This is a genomic window from Flavobacterium sp. HBTb2-11-1 (assembly GCF_009826975.1).
Classification (GTDB): domain Bacteria; phylum Bacteroidota; class Bacteroidia; order Flavobacteriales; family Flavobacteriaceae; genus Flavobacterium.
In genome coordinates this window covers 1-16,078 of sequence record NZ_WUMO01000013.1, presented here as the reverse complement: position 1 = coordinate 16,078, position 16,078 = coordinate 1, and the positions used below count along the sequence as shown (strand labels likewise).

Sequence of the window (16,078 nt, the reverse complement as noted above, 5' to 3'; positions counted from 1 at the left end):
AACTTAAACCTGTTTATATTCATTTATTCCTTCTTTAACTGCTTTTTCAGTAATCTCCATCAGCTCTTCAAATTTGTAATCTTTAACAGCTAAAGGTTTGTGAGCTGTAAACTTCAGATGATTTCCTAAACCAACAGGAAAAAAACCAAACTTTACCATTTTCCAAGAATTATTGATGCTTACTGGTACAACATATGCAGATGGTGCATATTTGCATAAGATTTTTAAACCGCTTTGCGCAAATTCTTTTGGTATTCCTGTCTTACTTCTTGTTCCTTCCGGAAAGATTACGGCAGATCTTGTGTTTTTTTCGATATATTCAGACAAGCCTTTGATAACTGGTATCGCTTGTTTAGGGTCTTTTCGGTCAATTAAGACAGATCCTCCGTATTTCAAATTAAAAGAAACACTCGGAATTCCGCTTCCTAACTCCTTCTTACTTACAAATTTACAATGAAAACGTCTAAAATACCAAATCATTGCCACGATATCGTACATACTTTGGTGATTTGCCACAAAAATGATTGGCGCACCCTTCGGAACCGTGTCTACACCTTCAACTGTATATCTTGTTCCAACAAGATTTGTACATTTTAAAAGGCAGAAATTTAAATAATCAACACTTTTTTTGTGAGCCTGGTAGCCAAAAACATTTAAACAAATCCACTGAATTGGATGAAAAACAGCCAAACATAAACCAAATAATAAATAGTAAATTACCGATATTGGATAAGAAATAATTTTTTCCATGCTTCAAAAATTAATGCGCAAAAGTAGTAAATATATTTTTAGACTTATTAAAATTGAAAACAATAACTGTTTTTATGGTTTAATTGTACCTTTGCACTAGAATTTGCAAATCTTTTCTGAATTAAATGAACTTTACTTACCCTAAAAACGAGCGTTTAAAAAGCAAAACGACAATTGGTTTACTATTTTCTGAAGGAAAATCGGTGTCCAAATATCCGCTTCGTTTGGTTTACCGTCAAGCGGAAGCAAATTCAGAAGAACAAACTAAGATTGGCGTTTCGGTTTCTAAGAAATATTTCAAGAAAGCCGTTGATCGAAATTACTTCAAAAGGGTTTTGAGAGAAACCTATCGTTTAAACAAACATTTGCTTTTGGATAACTTGGATCAGCCATATTCGATAATGCTTTTTTATCAAACCAAAGACCGTTTATCTTATGATGAAATCAATACTAAAATGATTCAGCTATTTGAGAAATTTACAGCGCAGATCAACAAACCTCTAGATTCTGAACCAAAAACCGAAGCGTAAATCTCAAAACATAAGATTATTAATCAAGTTAGGCAAAAAAATCGTAGTTTTAGCTCTAAATTGAAATTTTATGCGAAATATTTTCTTCTTATGTCTTTTTTTCTTGACTCTTTCGGGATGCAGTAAATCTTACGAACCGGATTCGAAAGATATCAAAATTGCCTCGGTAGAATTACCTCCAAAAGATGAAGTCGTTTACAATGAAGATGCAGCTCAATCAGCTCCTTCAGCTCCAAAAGACAAACAAGAAATTGAACAAAAGATCATCAAACAAGCTCACTTGAGATTTGAAACTGATAATCTTGAAAATACTTTCAATCAAATTAAAAAAGCTATTATTACTCACAATGGCAATGTTTTAAATGATACTGAAGGAAAAAACTACGATAATGTTAGCAGAGTTTTAGTAATTAAAGTTCCAAGTCAAAATTTTGACCGTTTTATTGATGCCGTTTCAAAAGGTGTTTCTTATTTTGATGAAAAGCAAATATCTGCTGAGGATGTTACCGAACAATATATCGATCTGACTTCAAGACTAAAAACAAAGAAAAAACTAGAAGAACGCTATCTTGAAATTTTAAAGAAAGCAAATAAAGTCAGCGAAATTTTAGAAATTGAAAAACAAATTTCGGCAATTCGCGAAGAGATTGAAGCTAAAGAAGGTCAGCTTAAATATTTAGAAAGCCGTGTTTCTGAGAGCACTGTTACCATTGAATTTTATAAAACAATAGCCGAAAAAGAAGGCGTAAAAATATCGTACGGCTCAAAAATCTGGACTGCCATTAAATCAGGATTTTTCAGTTTATCCGATTTTTTAATTTCATTAATCAGCGTTTGGCCTTTTGTTATTTTGTTTGTTGTATTTGCCTATTTTATTAGAAAAAGATTAAAAAGAAGAAAAAAAGAATAATCATGTATCCGTATTTCAAAAAGAAATTTATTATACCAGTCGCTGCGGCGGGAATGTTGTTTGTTGGAACCAGTTTTAGAGAAGATTTTTTTGAAATTGCCAAACAGATCGAAATTTTTACAACTTTGTTTAAAGCTGTAAACACCAATTACGTCGACGAAACCAATCCAGGCGATTTGATGGATAAAGCCATTAAAAGCATGTTAGGAAGTTTAGACCCATATACGGTTTATTTTAACGAACAGGATGTTGTAAACTTTAAAATCAACAATACTGGAGAATATACGGGGATTGGCGCTTTGATTTCTAGAAAAAACGATCGTCTGATTGTTCGTGAACCTTATAAAAATTATCCTGCCGATAAAGCTGGACTAAAAGCAGGCGATGAAATTATCCAAATTGGTGATGTTTTGATCGCTGATTTTAAAGACGACGCTTCGCAATTATTGAAAGGAACAAAAAACACAAAAATCAACATCAAATATCTCCGTCAGGGAAAACCAAATACTACGGTTTTGGTTTTGGATGAAGTGGATATTAAATCTGTTCCATTTTACGGAAAAATTGATGATAAAACGGGTTATATTGTTTTAGCGCATTTTAGCAGAAAAGCTTCTGCAGAAGTAAAAGATGCATTAGAAAAATTAAAAGCTGACGGAGCTAAACAGATTGTTTTGGATTTAAGAGGAAATCCTGGAGGTTTACTAAATGAGGCTATTGATATCTGCAATTTGTTTGTTCCAAAGAATGAAGTAATTGTTACGACTAAATCACGAATTGAAAAACATAACAATACTTATAAAACACAGAAAGAACCAGTTGACACTGAAATTCCGTTAGCCATTTTAGTAAACGGAAGAAGTGCTTCGGCTTCTGAAATTGTTTCTGGTGCTTTGCAGGATTTAGATCGCGCGGTTATTCTAGGAAGCAGAAGTTTCGGAAAAGGTTTAGTGCAGCGTTCGGTTGATTTAACGTACGGAACTCAGCTGAAAGTAACCATTTCAAGATATTATACTCCTTCTGGAAGATGCATTCAAGCTTTGGATTATGCTCATAAAGATAAAAATGGCGTTGCTCAAAAAACTGATGCTAAAAATTATAATGCTTTTAAAACCAGAAAAGGACGAACGGTTTATGATGGCGGAGGAGTTTTTCCAGATATCGAATTGGAAGAAGCAAAAACGAGTGCCATTGCAACAGCTTTAATCAAAAACGATGGTGTATTTGATTACGCTACAACGTATTATTACAAAAATCCAAATTTAGGAGACAAGATTCCAACTTTGACCGATGCTGATTACACCGCTTTCAAGCAATATCTAAAAGCCAATAAAATCACTTTTGACACAGAAACCGAAGTGGCTTTGAAAAATACTTTAGCTGCAGCTAAAAAAGAAAAAATCGATGAGACCATTACTGCCGAATATCAGCAATTGTTAACTGCTTTAGAAAAAAGCGAAACAATTTTACTGGACAAAAACCAAAAAGAAATCAAAAACATGATTTTGGAAGAGTTGATCAAGAGATATCAATATCAAGAAGGTTTATATCAGTATTATCTAAAAAACAATTCAGAAATTAAAAGAGCAGTCAGCGTATTAAATAATCCTACAGAATATAAAACGATATTAAAAATGTAGTGAATGAAGATAACTCTAGCCCTGACTCTTTTTTCATTTTATACAGTAACGGCACAGCAAAAACCTGTTGAAACTATTTATTTTGAATTTGACAGGTATGATTTAACAGACAAACAGATTACTGTTGTGTCAAACTTTATAAAAAACATAGACACAGCAAAAGTTGAGTCTATACAGATTTATGGCTATTGTGACGATCGCGGCAATGATGAGTATAACTTTAGATTATCAAATAATCGCGCCAATACGATTCAGAATCTATTGATCAATAAAGGGTTCAACCAGAGTAAAATTATAATTCTTGAAGGAAAAGGACGTGTTGTCGTAAGACCAGATACGGTAGAAAATCTGTACGAGACACGTTTACGAAATCGGCGGGTTGACTTAATTGTTGTTAAGAAAAATAGTTTCGGGAAAGGGGTTCATACTTCGTTCAAAGACAATTTAAAAGTGGGCGATAAAGTATATTTAGAGTCTATTTTATTTGATATCGGAAGCGCCAAACTTACTAGGAATTCTAAAAAAGAACTGGATAAAATTGCAGTCATACTTCAAAATCATAGAAATCTTAATTTTGAAATAAGAGGTCATGTGTGCTACACTCCAGAAATTTATAGCGACGGAATTGATAGAGATACTAAAGAAAGAAGACTTTCTTGGAACCGCGCCAAAACGGTTTTCCACTATTTAATGTCCAAAAAAGTATCCAAAAGCCGTATGACGTATGTTGGGTGCGGCAATAGATATCCTTTGGGCAGAGGCGACAATTATGATCGGCGGGTGGAATTTGTGATTACGAAAATTTAATTCTTAAAGATTCTAAGTCTTTTTACTGATTGGAGTATGCTAAAAATCCTTGCTGAATTGCATTTAATTATTCTCGAATCATTTCTATGTGAGGAATATCATCTTCTAAATACATTTCGCTGGTTTGGACAAAACCGTGGCTTTCGTAGAATTTCTTCAAATACAATTGTGCTCCAATCGTGATTTTATTTTGTCCAAAATTGTATTTAATTGCTGCTATTGCTTCGCGCATTAATTCATGACCCCATTTTCTATCTCTGTAATTGGCGTCTACGACTACTCTTCCGATAGAAGCATTATCAAAACTAATTCCAACATCAAATAAACGTGAATATGCGACGATTTTACCTTCAAACTCGCCAATTAGATGCAAAGCCTTCTTGTCTTTCCCATCAAGATCCAAATAAACGCAATTTTGCTCTACTACAAAGATTTCACTTCTCAGTCTGAGCAAATCATATAACTCATGAACAGTTAATGCCTCAAAAGGCTTTATTTTCCATTTTAATTCCATTTTTGATTGTTTTTGCCACGAAGGCACGAAGGCGCTAAGTTATTTTATTTTTTTGTTGCGCTAAAGTTTTCTTATACATCCTTTGATAGAAATTGCAAAGGCACGAAGTTTATCACTTTGTGCCTTTGTTTCTTTGTTGTTGCTTTGAACCTAGAATAGAACCTACTTTTTGGTCATTATAATTTCCATGCTTTTATATTCGGTTCCGTTTTTTGTATCGTACATTTCCATTTTTCGGGTTTTAGCATCTACGATCGTGTACACTTCTCTATACTTGGTGTTTTTTGCGGTTACTGGATCGGCCATTTCTCCGAAATATTCTATACTCTTGGTGCTTTCGTTATACTTTCCTCTACTGGTCATCATACCAGTTCCCATATTATCTATAAATGTGGAAATGTATTCTTTACTAGCATTATTATAACCAACCGTTCCTTTACCTTCAAACGGCTGTCCCATCATAGTTCCTTTATAAGTTGCTTCTTGAAAGCGTCCGCCTAAGATCATTTTGATCTCTGCTACAGAAGTTTCTTTTTCGGGTTTTGCATTGGCATCCGACCAGAATGTCATATCACAATTCCATGTTCCAACTTCATCAGCCAGTATTTTATGCGGATCTCCTGGCGTTGCATATTCCTGCCAAGCTTTCATCTGCGCCGCAGAATCTAATGGTGCTTCGGCAACAGGTTCTTCCGTTTTAACAGAATCTGTCACTGCTGGAGTTGTCGATTCTAACTTCACTTCTTTTTTACAAGAAATAAAACACAGGGTTATTATTGCTAAGGTTGCGGTTAATTTTTTCATAACTATTTGTTTTTATGTTTGTTATGAATAAAAGTACAAAAAATTTTTGTTTCAAGTTTGAAGTTTGAGGTTCAAGTTGCAAGGTTTTACACAAAGGACACTAGAACCATTAAGTACGCACAAAACTTGAAATGTGAAACCTGAAACAAAAACTTATCGTTTGTCGATTCTCACTGTTTTTATTATCGCTTCTAGTTCCAGCATTAAATCGCGTTCTTGATGTGAGGGCGAATAAGAGAATCCTTCGATAACCAGAACGCGATTAAAGGTTTCATCAATAATAGCATAATTGATAAATGGCCCAGTCATGAAATCATTTTTCAATTCCCATGTTCCTTTTGTTTCGAATGCGTTTTTATTGTCTAAAATCACTTTTGAAAAATAGGGTGCATACGCTTCACTGGTAATCATTTGGGTGTTAGGCTCGCGTCCTTGAATATATTTCCCAATCGAATCACGCATTTTGACAATTGCATTGACAACATCTTTTTTCTTCTTGAAATTATGAAGCGGAATCTGGTAAATTAATAAACTCGTATTGCCACTTATAATTTCTTTCTTAAGCCAGATGAATTTCTTTTTGTGCAGCATGTATTCATATCCTGTCGGAATCTGAATATTAATATGAAATTTATTTTTTATGATTGCTTTATTTAACAGCGAGGCACTGTTGTCTTCTTGAATTTTTTGAATTTCAGCGTCGTGAATAATTTTAATTATTTGCGGGGCGTTCAACTCAATACTGCAGATAATATCGTCTACAGATTTCCCGTATATGCGGAATGTATTGTGAGGTAATGTTTTACTTCGAATGATTTCGAATTTATCTACAGGTGCTTTTTTGACCACAATAATGCTTCGGCTATCGGTCACAAAACCTTCAAGCAATCTGGCTGGATATTGGTTTATGGTAAAAAGTGGTTCTTCTTGGGTAAGTCCAAGAACCGGAGAGGCAAATTTATTTCTGATACTATCGCCCACTTCTCCATACCATAACTGGTCATCAATAATTACCGAAATGGTATTGGTTTTTCCAGAGACTGTTTCGTTTTGTTTTTCACTTTTGAAACAAGAAGTCAGGAAAAATGGAATTAATAGCAATAAAAAATGGGTTTTATTCATTTTTTTAATTTATGAAATAAAACCCAAATTTAATAAGATTTTTCTATTATCCGTTTATTTTAAGTTTCATTCCCGGTTTAATATCTTCATCTTTAATACCATTCCATTTTTTAATATCTGAAATTGTTACTCCAGGATATTTTTTAGAAATGCTGTATAAAGAATCTCCTTTTTTAACGTAATAATCTTCACTAACGTTTTTAGAAGGTGCTTTTTTCTTGAATGAATCAACCGAGTTTGATGCAATTGCTGTTGAAGCCGGCTCTTCTATAACGACCGCTGCTTTAGAAATAATCAATGTTTTTCCTAAACCAATGTTATTTGAAGTTAAATTATTAAGTTCTTTTAACTCCGCAATAGTCGTACCGAATTTCTTTGCAATGCTGCCTAAATTATCTCCAGCCACCACAACATAGTCCATATCTACGGTTGTTTTCTCTTTATTTTCTGCAGATGCAATTGCTTGTTCTTTATCTACAACAGCAGGAAGAGTTTTAACAGGAGCCTCTTCTTCTGCTTTAATTTTTAGGCTTCGTCCAATTGCTACAGCATTTGTTTTTAAGTTATTCCATTTTTTAATATCGGAAATACTTACATCATACTTAGCAGCAATCGCGCCTAAATTGTCTCCTTTTCTAACTTTATAAAATTCAAAATCACCATTATCAACCGCTGCTGGTTTAACAGCCGCTGGTTTCACTTTTGGTGCATATTTTACAGCAAGTCGAGATGAAGTGGTTCTAAACTCTGCATCATGTTTTACGTAAGCATAAATCTGTTCTTCGTTGGAAACAAATGTTGCGATTTTATCTTTTGGAAGTCTGATAAAATGCTGTTCTCCCTGATAAAATGGAATAACTCCCATTTTGTATGACGGATTTAAAAGCTGAATTTGAGATTGTGGCATGTCTAACAAATCTGCAAGCTGTTTGAAAGACATTTGATTTTTGACCGCTACTGTATCCGTTTCAAAATTTTTAACCACAGCTCTTTCTGGATTAATGCCATGTTCTTTGTGGTATTCAAAAAGGTACATTGTTGCTAAGAAAGCAGGTACATAACCTTGAGTTTCTTTTGGAAGATAATTACGAATGTCCCAGTATTTTGTTTTTCCGCCAGAACGACGAATTGCTTTTGTCACATTTCCTGGACCTGAGTTGTAAGAAGCTAACACCAGTTCCCAGTCACCAAAAATATTGAACATTTTGGTCATGTATTCTGACGCCGCAGCAGTAGCTTTAAGAGGGTCACTTCTTTCATCGATATAAGAATCGATTTTCAAAGCGTATTGTTTTCCGGTTCCGTACATAAACTGCCAAAGACCCGTCGCGCCCATTTTAGAAACTGCTTTAGGATTTAAAGCAGATTCTACAACGGCTAAATATTTTATTTCCAGAGGAACGTTTTGTTTGGCAAAAGCGTCCTCGAAGATTGGGAAATAATATTCTGATAAAGCCATTAATCGAGAAAACGATTTTTTACGGTTCTTAAGAAATGACTTTATTATATTTTCTAAACCTTGATTGTATTCGATCTCAAAAGGTGATTTCTGATTCATCGCTGCCAAACGCTGCTTTAGCAGTTCGGTTGGGAGTTCTTCATCAACAGTAACATCTTTGTTAATGGTTTGAATGTCTTTGGTCAGATCATCATAAATATCCAGACTTACTAATTCGTTCATCCATAAACTATCTACTTTTGTCGCAAGATCGTTTTTTTTGAATGTGCTTTTAATAGAATCTAAATATGAAAGCTTAACCTCTGGCTTCAGTTCTAAGTCTGTCTTTGCCGTTTCCTGTGCACACACAGCTAACGAGAAGAAAGCCGAAACCACAATCGATAATTTCCTTACAATCATATAACATTATTTTAAAATTCTGTAATTCAAACAATTACAAGAGTTGTATTTTTGCAAATCTAAGCTCTTTATTGAAGAAAAGTGTTTAAAAAAATGTTAATTGTGATTTTTTAGTCTAAAATCGCTGCGATTCCAGGTAAAATTCTTCCTTCTAACATTTCAAGCATAGCCCCGCCACCAGTGGAAACGTAGCTCATTTTATCTTCAAATCCGAACTGTTTTACTGCTGCAACAGAATCTCCACCACCAACTAATGAAAACGCTCCATTTGCTGTAGCTTCTGCGATATAATCCCCTAATGCGATTGTTCCTTTAGAGAACGTTTCCATTTCAAAAACTCCTAATGGACCGTTCCAAAGAATTGTTTTTGACTCCAAAATTACTTTTTTGAAATTCTCTAAAGATTTTGGGCCTGCATCTAAACCTTGCCATCCGTCAGGAATTTCAGTTACGTCTACAACCTGAGTATTTGCATTGTTTGAGAAATCGTCTGCAGCAATAACATCAACAGGAATATGAACCTGAACGCCTTTTTCTTTTGCTAATCTTAAAATTTCAAGAGCTAGATCTAATTTGTCATCTTCGCAGATAGATTCGCCGATTTTTCCGCCTTGAGCTTTAATGAAAGTAAAAGTCATTCCACCTCCAATAATCATGTGATCTACTTTATCTAAGATATTTTCGATAACGGTGATTTTAGAAGAAACTTTTGAACCACCAAGAACAGCTGTTACAGGTTTTTCACTGTTTTTAAGAACTTTATTTAAACTGTCAATTTCTTTTGCCAATAATGTTCCGAAACATTTATCGTTTGGAAAAAATTGTGCGATAATTGTAGTAGATGCATGTGCTCTGTGAGCTGTACCAAATGCATCGTTTACATAGATGTCTCCAAGAGAAGCCAATTCTTTAGCGAAAGCTACATCCCCAGCTTCTTCTTCTGCATGAAAACGTAAATTTTCTAATAAAAGAACTTCGCCTAGCTTTAAATCTTTTGCTGCAGTTTGAGCTGGTTCTCCAACGCAGTTTTCAGCAAATTTAACTTGAACTCCTAAAATCTCAGAAGCTGTTTTTAAGATATGTTTTAGAGAATATTTCTCTTCTGCTCCTTTTGGTCTTCCTAAATGCGACATTAAAATCACACTTCCACCTTGTTTTAAAATTGTATCGATTGTTGGTTTTGCAGCCTCAATACGTGTTGTATCGGTTACATTAAAATTTTCATCCAATGGCACGTTGAAGTCAACACGAATAATTGCTTTTTTATTTTTAAAATCGAAATCGTTTAAAGTTTTCATCTGCTAATTTTTTTAATTTTTTGAAAGAATAACAAATATAGAACTTTTACAGTAGTCTAAATTTCAAAAAAGCAAAAATAATCGAACAATAAAAACGAAAACGTTGTAAATTATGAAAACAAACAAAATAATTCTTAAAGATGATAAAAATTATTTGTTTAATCGTGAACCGGACTTTGTGTACAAGGACAGTTACTGATTGATTGCAAGAAGTCAAATCCGATTGTGATGGAATGTGTTCCTGTGTTATATGCTCCAAGACCATTAAACATCAACTGGTAAGAGTATGCAAAATAGAATTTAGATTTCATAAAACCAGCCATTGGTCCCATTGCCAAAGGTTTTGGGAACTGGTCATTTAAGAAACGGTATGAAACTCCGATCCAATAATAATCTTCGTAACGGTTATAACGTCTGTATTTGAAGTTTAAATCGGTTGTAGAACGCTGGTCACTCGCAAAATATTGGAAGAAAACAGATGGTTCGTATTCGATACGTCTATTTTCTCCGTCTCTAAAAGTGAATCCAGAGTAAACTTGAAAATTTGATAGCAGGTCTGGTTCGTCTGTTCTTTCAGCAGTCAAGTTTTTCTTTAATACGTTATTGGCATTAAAACTCAAATAAAAACCTCTATTACGATACAAAGCACTAATGTCAAAGTTATTGTTTGATGTATGACGGTTATCTGTTATCGAAGGATCTATAACACCTCCAGGCCCATTTACGTCACCAACAAAATTACCAGTTTCTAAACGAAAACTATTGAAGTTGTACGATATACCAAAAGAAAGATATTGCTCTGAACGATAATCTAAAATCAAGTGGTGCGCGAAAGAAACTTTGGCCCCCGTTTGTCTTGTATTACCGTTGCTGTCATTATACAATGAAATACCTACTCCGGAACGATCCAGAACACGAAAATCGGCGTACAATGATTGGTTGTCTGGTGCGTCTTTAATTCCGACCCACTGTGTCAAGCCATTGGCTCTAATACGGAGATTATCTCCAATACCCGCATAAGCAGGAGAAAGAATAAAAGGGTTATCAGCTAAATACTGCGTAAACACTGGTAGGTTTAACTCTTGGCTGTAACTTGTTGTTACAGCCATGAGTACTAAGGATAAAATAAACTTTTTCATTGTAATAATTTTTTTAGATAACATCATTGGGGCTATAATTTTGTTATCTGTATAATGTGAAATGTCCAACAAATTCTCTTGGATCTTTTGGATCATTCAGTTTAAGAACATACCAGTAATCTCCTGTTGGTAATTCGTCTCCATGATATCTACCGTCCCATTTTCCATTAACACGGTATTTCGCTACTACTCTACCGTATCTATCATAAATATCGAATGTCAACTCTTTGTATGCTAATGCACCACAATCTGGACCAATAGTATCGTTTTGTCCGTCACCATTTGGTGTAAAGTAGTTTGGCATACAGAAGTCATAGAATGTACCATGAACTGTTATTGTTTTCTCACAACCATTTTTATCTCTTACGATAACTACATAATCTCCTGTTTTGTAGATTCTATAGCTATTAGATGATGAGAATGGTTCACCATTGAAGCTGTACTCATAAGGAGCAACACCTCCAGAAGCTTGTACAACAATTGTGTTGATGTCTTTGCTTTGGTTTGTGATGTCGATTAAACCAAGTTCCGCAACTGCATTAACAGTAAAGATTGGAGTTGGTACCTCACAACCATTAGTATGTCTTGCAACGATGAAGTGATCACCAGCAGGAACATTTGTAAAGATGTTGCTTGGCTGGAATACTCCATTGTTATCTAATGAATAATCAACATCTGCTGGGTTCGTAATTGAAGCATCAATTGTTACTACAACCATGTTGGCTTGTGTATTGTTAACGCAATCATATGTTACCTCAGCAGTTGGATTAAGAATTACTGCGTTTGGCATGTTTTCTACAAACTCAATTATACAACCTTCTGCATCTTTCACATATACTGTATGTGTTCCTCCAGCTAGATTAGTGAAATCAAATATTGTTTGAGTAGCTGTACCCTGAGTAAATGGTCCTTTTTCATTATCTAAACTTACGCTATAAGGTAATGTACCACCTTTAACTTCAATACTGAATGCACCATCTTTATCTCCGTCGCATACTTCAGGGATCATAGAGTTTGGAACTTCTGTTACAATAACCGGGTTAGGTTGTGTAATTTCAACATCTTGTCTCACATAACAACCATTTTCATCTTGAGCAATTACTGTATAAGTTCCTGGAGCAAGTCTATCAAATGTTGTAATGAAATCAAACTGATTTAAATCTGGTGAGATTGCATATTTAATAACTCCTGTTCCTCCACTCGCTGCAATTACGATTTTACCATTATTTTCACCAAAACAAGAAACATTAGTCGGTGTAAATGTTGCTATCAATGCAGCTGCAGGCTCAGTTATTACAGCATTAACAGAAGTACTACTACAATCTCCGCTGTCTACTTTTACTTTATAAATTCCTATTAAAAGATTTTCAAATCTTCCGTTGTTTTGAGGTCCTTGAATAGGGTTTCCAGCTGCATCTTGTAAAGTATAGATATAGTTTCCTAAACCTCCTTTTGCTTCTGCAACGATTACTCCTGTAGCTTCACCAGTACATTTTACTACAGCATTAGTAATATCTAATTCTACTGTCAATGGAGCCAAAGGATCTATTTTTATTTCATTAGAAACAAAACTTACACAGTTATTAGTATCTCTCACATAATATTTGTAAGTTCCTACTGGCACAGAGAATGTAACAGATGAAGCAAATGTGCCCATGTTTGTTGCAAAATTAGGATCTGTACTATAGCTATATGGACCTACACCTCCTGTTGCACTTAATGTAAGTGTCGATTGTACGTTACAAGTTTGCGAAGAAGCCAAAATTAAGTTAGGAATAACTTCTGTTGGTTCTGTAATAACAATACTTGCAGATGTTGCCTCACAATTAAATCCGTCTGTTACTTTTATAGAATAAGTACCAGCACCTAGTCCACCAAAAATATTCGATGATTGAGGACCTGAAGATATTGTTTGTGTTCCAACCACAGTGTTTAATGTGTACATATAATTACTTCCTTGCCCTCCTGTTGGAACTGAAACTGTTATAGTAGCAGTTTTATCACCAAAACATGATAATACTGTTGCGCTCGGAGTTGCAGTAAATGTTATTGGAGATGGAATAGCTAATACTTCTGTTGATGTATCAATACATCCCACATTATCTCTAACATTGATTGTATAAGTACCAGCAGATAATCCAGAGAATACAGATTGTTGAGAGTAATCTACTAAGATTGTTCCGTTCAATACCAATTGATACTCGTACTTATTATCCCAACCTCCTGTAGCAGATGCAGAGATTTCACCATCATTATTGCCTGTAGCACAAGTAATAGCTGATTTTGTAGTTGACAATTGTAATTCTACAGCTGGTTGCTCAATTGTAAATAATGTTGTGACAGTACAGAATGGATTATTAACCAATGTTGCTCTAACTGTATACTGACCTGCAGTTAAATTAGAAATTCTAATTGGCCCTGCATTTGCTGCAGTTCCGTTGCTTGGAACCGGGCCAGTGATTACATAGTTGAATGCACCTGCATCATTTGTTGGGTTCGATTGATTGTCAACAAATGTTAAATCTACGCTTCCGTTAGCAGCTCCATAACAAATTTGTCCGTTTACTGTCACTGCTTTAATGTCGAAAGTATTAGGATTATTAACATAATGTACTGTTTGAATTGAACAACCAGTTGCTGGGTTATGTACCGTAATTAGATATTCACCTATTGTTAATCCTGTGAATACACCACTTGTATTTGTCTGAATGAATGCATTTCCGTTTACACCTGTAACTGTATAATTAAGAAGTACTGGGGTACCGCCTGTTGATGTAACAGTTACTGTGATATCTTCATTAGAAGTACATGTAACAGCTGTATTCACATTTACTTTTATTGCATCCAGGCTAATAAATGGATTAATAACTGATGCTGCTGCAGTGGTTCCCATACACCCTTTATCATCATAAACATTTATAGTATAGCTTCCTCCTAAGAAATCAGCTTCGCTGTATACTTTTTCGGCACCTTTTTGAACTACTACACCGTTTTTCAAGAATTCGTAGATTACATAGTTACCTGAACCTCCTGTTACTGTACTTACAGTAATCGTAGCATAAGCTGACGTATTTGTACCAGTTGCACAACCGTACTGTGCAATAATTGGAGCGCCTACTGTGATTAAAGGGTTTTCATTAATTCTAATATCTTCAGAATCTTGACAACCTCTACCAGATGTTACCGTCACTGTATAATCTCCCGCCTGAAGGTTTTCGAATACATTAAGTGTTTGAGCTGGTCTGTTTACCGCAACACCTAAAGCCGTCGTACCTGTTAATGTGTAAGTGTAAACTGGATTATCATTTACGCCCACGTTGCTTGGATCTAAAGTAGCAGTAATTGTTGCATCAGAGCCGCCTTTACAAGACACATTCGTTCCTTGTAATGCAAATCCTGTTATCACTGTTGCTGGAGCAATTTCAACTGTTACTTGGAATACACATCCTGTAACAACGTCTCTTACTCTTACAATATGTGTACCTGGCGCGACATTATTGAATACCGCAGGTGTAGTATTTACAATAACACCGCCATCTAAAGTATATCTATAATTTGCTGTTGCAGAACCACCTGAAGCAGTTGCTGTAATTACACCATTATTTAATGTACAGCTTGGAAGCGTATTTACAACAGTATTAAGCTGTAATGCTGGTGAAATAGTCACAGCTGCTGTCGCAGTTGCTGTACATGCATTTGCATCTATTACTGTAATATCATATGTTCCTGGTTTATTTACGGTAAATGTCGGGCTAGATTGGAATCCGCTTCCAATGCTATACTCGTAAGGTGCAACACCCGAACCAACGTTAACCGTAAATGTATATTCACCAGCTGCTGTTGGACATTGGCTTGTCACGTTTGCTGTAATTGCGCTTGGTATTGGATCCATCACAATTGTAATTGGAATAAATGTTTCACAATTATTAGCATCAATAACATAAGCTCTCCAAGTTGTACTTACAGCCGGATCTAATATCACATTATTGCTATTAGTGTAATCTGTAGCCGTTGGAGTTCCAGTTCCCGCGACAAATGCATATCTGTAATTTGGAGTTCCACCTGCAGCTGTAACGCTTACTTGTGCACCTGAATTACAGTTTGCATGAACATTTGCTGTTTCAGTTAGTGTCAATACTGATGGCTGACCAACAGTCGCTGAAGCACTAGCTTTACAGTTTGTTATTTGATCTGTAACTTCAATTGTATAATTACCAATTGGCAGATTAGTTAAAGTAACAACTTTTCCTACTTGTGTAATTGTTCCAGTAGTTGGACCACCAATTAATGCGGCAGTATAAGTACCACTGAAGTTATCAACGTCAAATTTCACAGAACCATTTGCACCGCCATTACAGCTAACATCACTAACCAATTGAGTAGCAATTGTAATGTTAACTAATGGTTTAACTGTATAATATTCTTCGTCTTTACAACCATTAGCATCTGTTACTTGGAATAAGTAAGTACCTGCATCAAGTAATGTAAACACACCACTAGTAGCTCCCGAAGTATTCGTTGTTGCACTTGCCGGAGAAAGAATCTCGAAATGCAATGGACCAACTCCATTTGTAACATTTACAGTTACTGTACTAGTTGTATTAGCTGTCGGAGCACAGTAAATATCTGTTCCGTTAACAGTATTAATGGTTGGAGGGTTCAATGCAGGGATAGTTACACTAACTGGCGCTGCAATGATACAGTTA

General features: G+C 35.1%; 12 protein-coding genes. 4 read left to right on the top strand and 8 right to left on the bottom strand.

Features of this window, described 5'->3' with window-relative positions; all coding sequences use genetic code 11:
• Nucleotides 1–3: 3 nt before the first annotated feature.
• Entirely contained in the window at nucleotides 4–750 is a 747-nt protein-coding gene (locus tag GR162_RS21025) for a 1-acyl-sn-glycerol-3-phosphate acyltransferase (protein WP_091129274.1), read from the bottom strand.
• 125 nt (nucleotides 751–875) lie between these two features.
• Between GR162_RS21025 and rnpA the strand changes: the two genes are divergently transcribed.
• The 4 genes from rnpA (at nucleotide 876) to GR162_RS21005 (ending at nucleotide 4,637) form a co-directional block, all read left to right on the top strand.
• Nucleotides 876–1,280 (top strand): ribonuclease P protein component, encoded by a 405-nt coding sequence (gene rnpA, locus GR162_RS21020; protein WP_160783728.1) that lies wholly within the window; start codon nucleotides 876–878, stop codon nucleotides 1,278–1,280.
• Between the two features lie 70 nt (nucleotides 1,281–1,350).
• Nucleotides 1,351–2,190: a DUF4349 domain-containing protein gene (locus tag GR162_RS21015; RefSeq protein ID WP_160783727.1), complete on the top strand. Its 840-nt coding sequence runs from the start codon at nucleotides 1,351–1,353 to the stop codon at nucleotides 2,188–2,190.
• Between the two features lie 2 nt (nucleotides 2,191–2,192).
• Nucleotides 2,193–3,830, top strand: a complete 1,638-nt coding sequence (locus GR162_RS21010; RefSeq protein WP_160783726.1) for a S41 family peptidase — start codon at nucleotides 2,193–2,195, stop codon at nucleotides 3,828–3,830.
• Between the two features lie 3 nt (nucleotides 3,831–3,833).
• Nucleotides 3,834–4,637 (top strand): OmpA family protein, encoded by an 804-nt coding sequence (locus GR162_RS21005; protein WP_160783725.1) that lies wholly within the window; start codon nucleotides 3,834–3,836, stop codon nucleotides 4,635–4,637.
• A gap of 67 nt (nucleotides 4,638–4,704) precedes the next feature.
• Here GR162_RS21005 and GR162_RS21000 read toward each other — a convergent pair whose 3' ends face one another.
• The 7 genes from GR162_RS21000 to GR162_RS20970 form a co-directional block, all read right to left on the bottom strand.
• A complete protein-coding gene (locus GR162_RS21000; RefSeq protein WP_160783724.1) occupies nucleotides 4,705–5,151 on the bottom strand; it encodes a GNAT family N-acetyltransferase in 447 nt (148 codons plus the stop codon).
• A gap of 162 nt (nucleotides 5,152–5,313) precedes the next feature.
• On the bottom strand, nucleotides 5,314–5,955 hold the full coding sequence (locus tag GR162_RS20995; RefSeq protein WP_160783723.1) for a DUF1579 domain-containing protein: 642 nt from the start codon (nucleotides 5,953–5,955) through the stop codon (nucleotides 5,314–5,316).
• Between the two features lie 153 nt (nucleotides 5,956–6,108).
• A complete protein-coding gene (locus GR162_RS20990; protein WP_160783722.1) occupies nucleotides 6,109–7,077 on the bottom strand; it encodes a DUF4837 family protein in 969 nt (322 codons plus the stop codon).
• A gap of 46 nt (nucleotides 7,078–7,123) precedes the next feature.
• Nucleotides 7,124–8,935, bottom strand: a complete 1,812-nt coding sequence (locus GR162_RS20985; protein WP_160783721.1) for a LysM peptidoglycan-binding domain-containing protein — start codon at nucleotides 8,933–8,935, stop codon at nucleotides 7,124–7,126.
• A gap of 110 nt (nucleotides 8,936–9,045) precedes the next feature.
• Nucleotides 9,046–10,233 (bottom strand): phosphoglycerate kinase, encoded by a 1,188-nt coding sequence (gene pgk / locus GR162_RS20980; protein WP_160783720.1) that lies wholly within the window; start codon nucleotides 10,231–10,233, stop codon nucleotides 9,046–9,048.
• 158 nt (nucleotides 10,234–10,391) lie between these two features.
• On the bottom strand, nucleotides 10,392–11,372 hold the full coding sequence (locus tag GR162_RS20975; RefSeq protein WP_237421409.1) for a type IX secretion system membrane protein PorP/SprF: 981 nt from the start codon (nucleotides 11,370–11,372) through the stop codon (nucleotides 10,392–10,394).
• A gap of 43 nt (nucleotides 11,373–11,415) precedes the next feature.
• The coding region (locus GR162_RS20970; protein ID WP_160783718.1) for a T9SS type B sorting domain-containing protein at nucleotides 11,416–16,078 on the bottom strand (4,663 nt) is incomplete at its 5' end.

Coding starts and splice junctions, on each gene's coding strand:
- GR162_RS21025 (WP_091129274.1), bottom strand. CDS start 750: ATGGAAAAAATTATTTCTTATCCAATATCGGTAATTTACTATTTATTA.
- rnpA (WP_160783728.1), top strand. CDS start 876: ATGAACTTTACTTACCCTAAAAACGAGCGTTTAAAAAGCAAAACGACA.
- GR162_RS21015 (WP_160783727.1), top strand. CDS start 1,351: ATGCGAAATATTTTCTTCTTATGTCTTTTTTTCTTGACTCTTTCGGGA.
- GR162_RS21010 (WP_160783726.1), top strand. CDS start 2,193: ATGTATCCGTATTTCAAAAAGAAATTTATTATACCAGTCGCTGCGGCG.
- GR162_RS21005 (WP_160783725.1), top strand. CDS start 3,834: ATGAAGATAACTCTAGCCCTGACTCTTTTTTCATTTTATACAGTAACG.
- GR162_RS21000 (WP_160783724.1), bottom strand. CDS start 5,151: ATGGAATTAAAATGGAAAATAAAGCCTTTTGAGGCATTAACTGTTCAT.
- GR162_RS20995 (WP_160783723.1), bottom strand. CDS start 5,955: ATGAAAAAATTAACCGCAACCTTAGCAATAATAACCCTGTGTTTTATT.
- GR162_RS20990 (WP_160783722.1), bottom strand. CDS start 7,077: ATGAATAAAACCCATTTTTTATTGCTATTAATTCCATTTTTCCTGACT.
- GR162_RS20985 (WP_160783721.1), bottom strand. CDS start 8,935: ATGATTGTAAGGAAATTATCGATTGTGGTTTCGGCTTTCTTCTCGTTA.
- pgk (WP_160783720.1), bottom strand. CDS start 10,233: ATGAAAACTTTAAACGATTTCGATTTTAAAAATAAAAAAGCAATTATT.
- GR162_RS20975 (WP_237421409.1), bottom strand. CDS start 11,372: ATGAAAAAGTTTATTTTATCCTTAGTACTCATGGCTGTAACAACAAGT.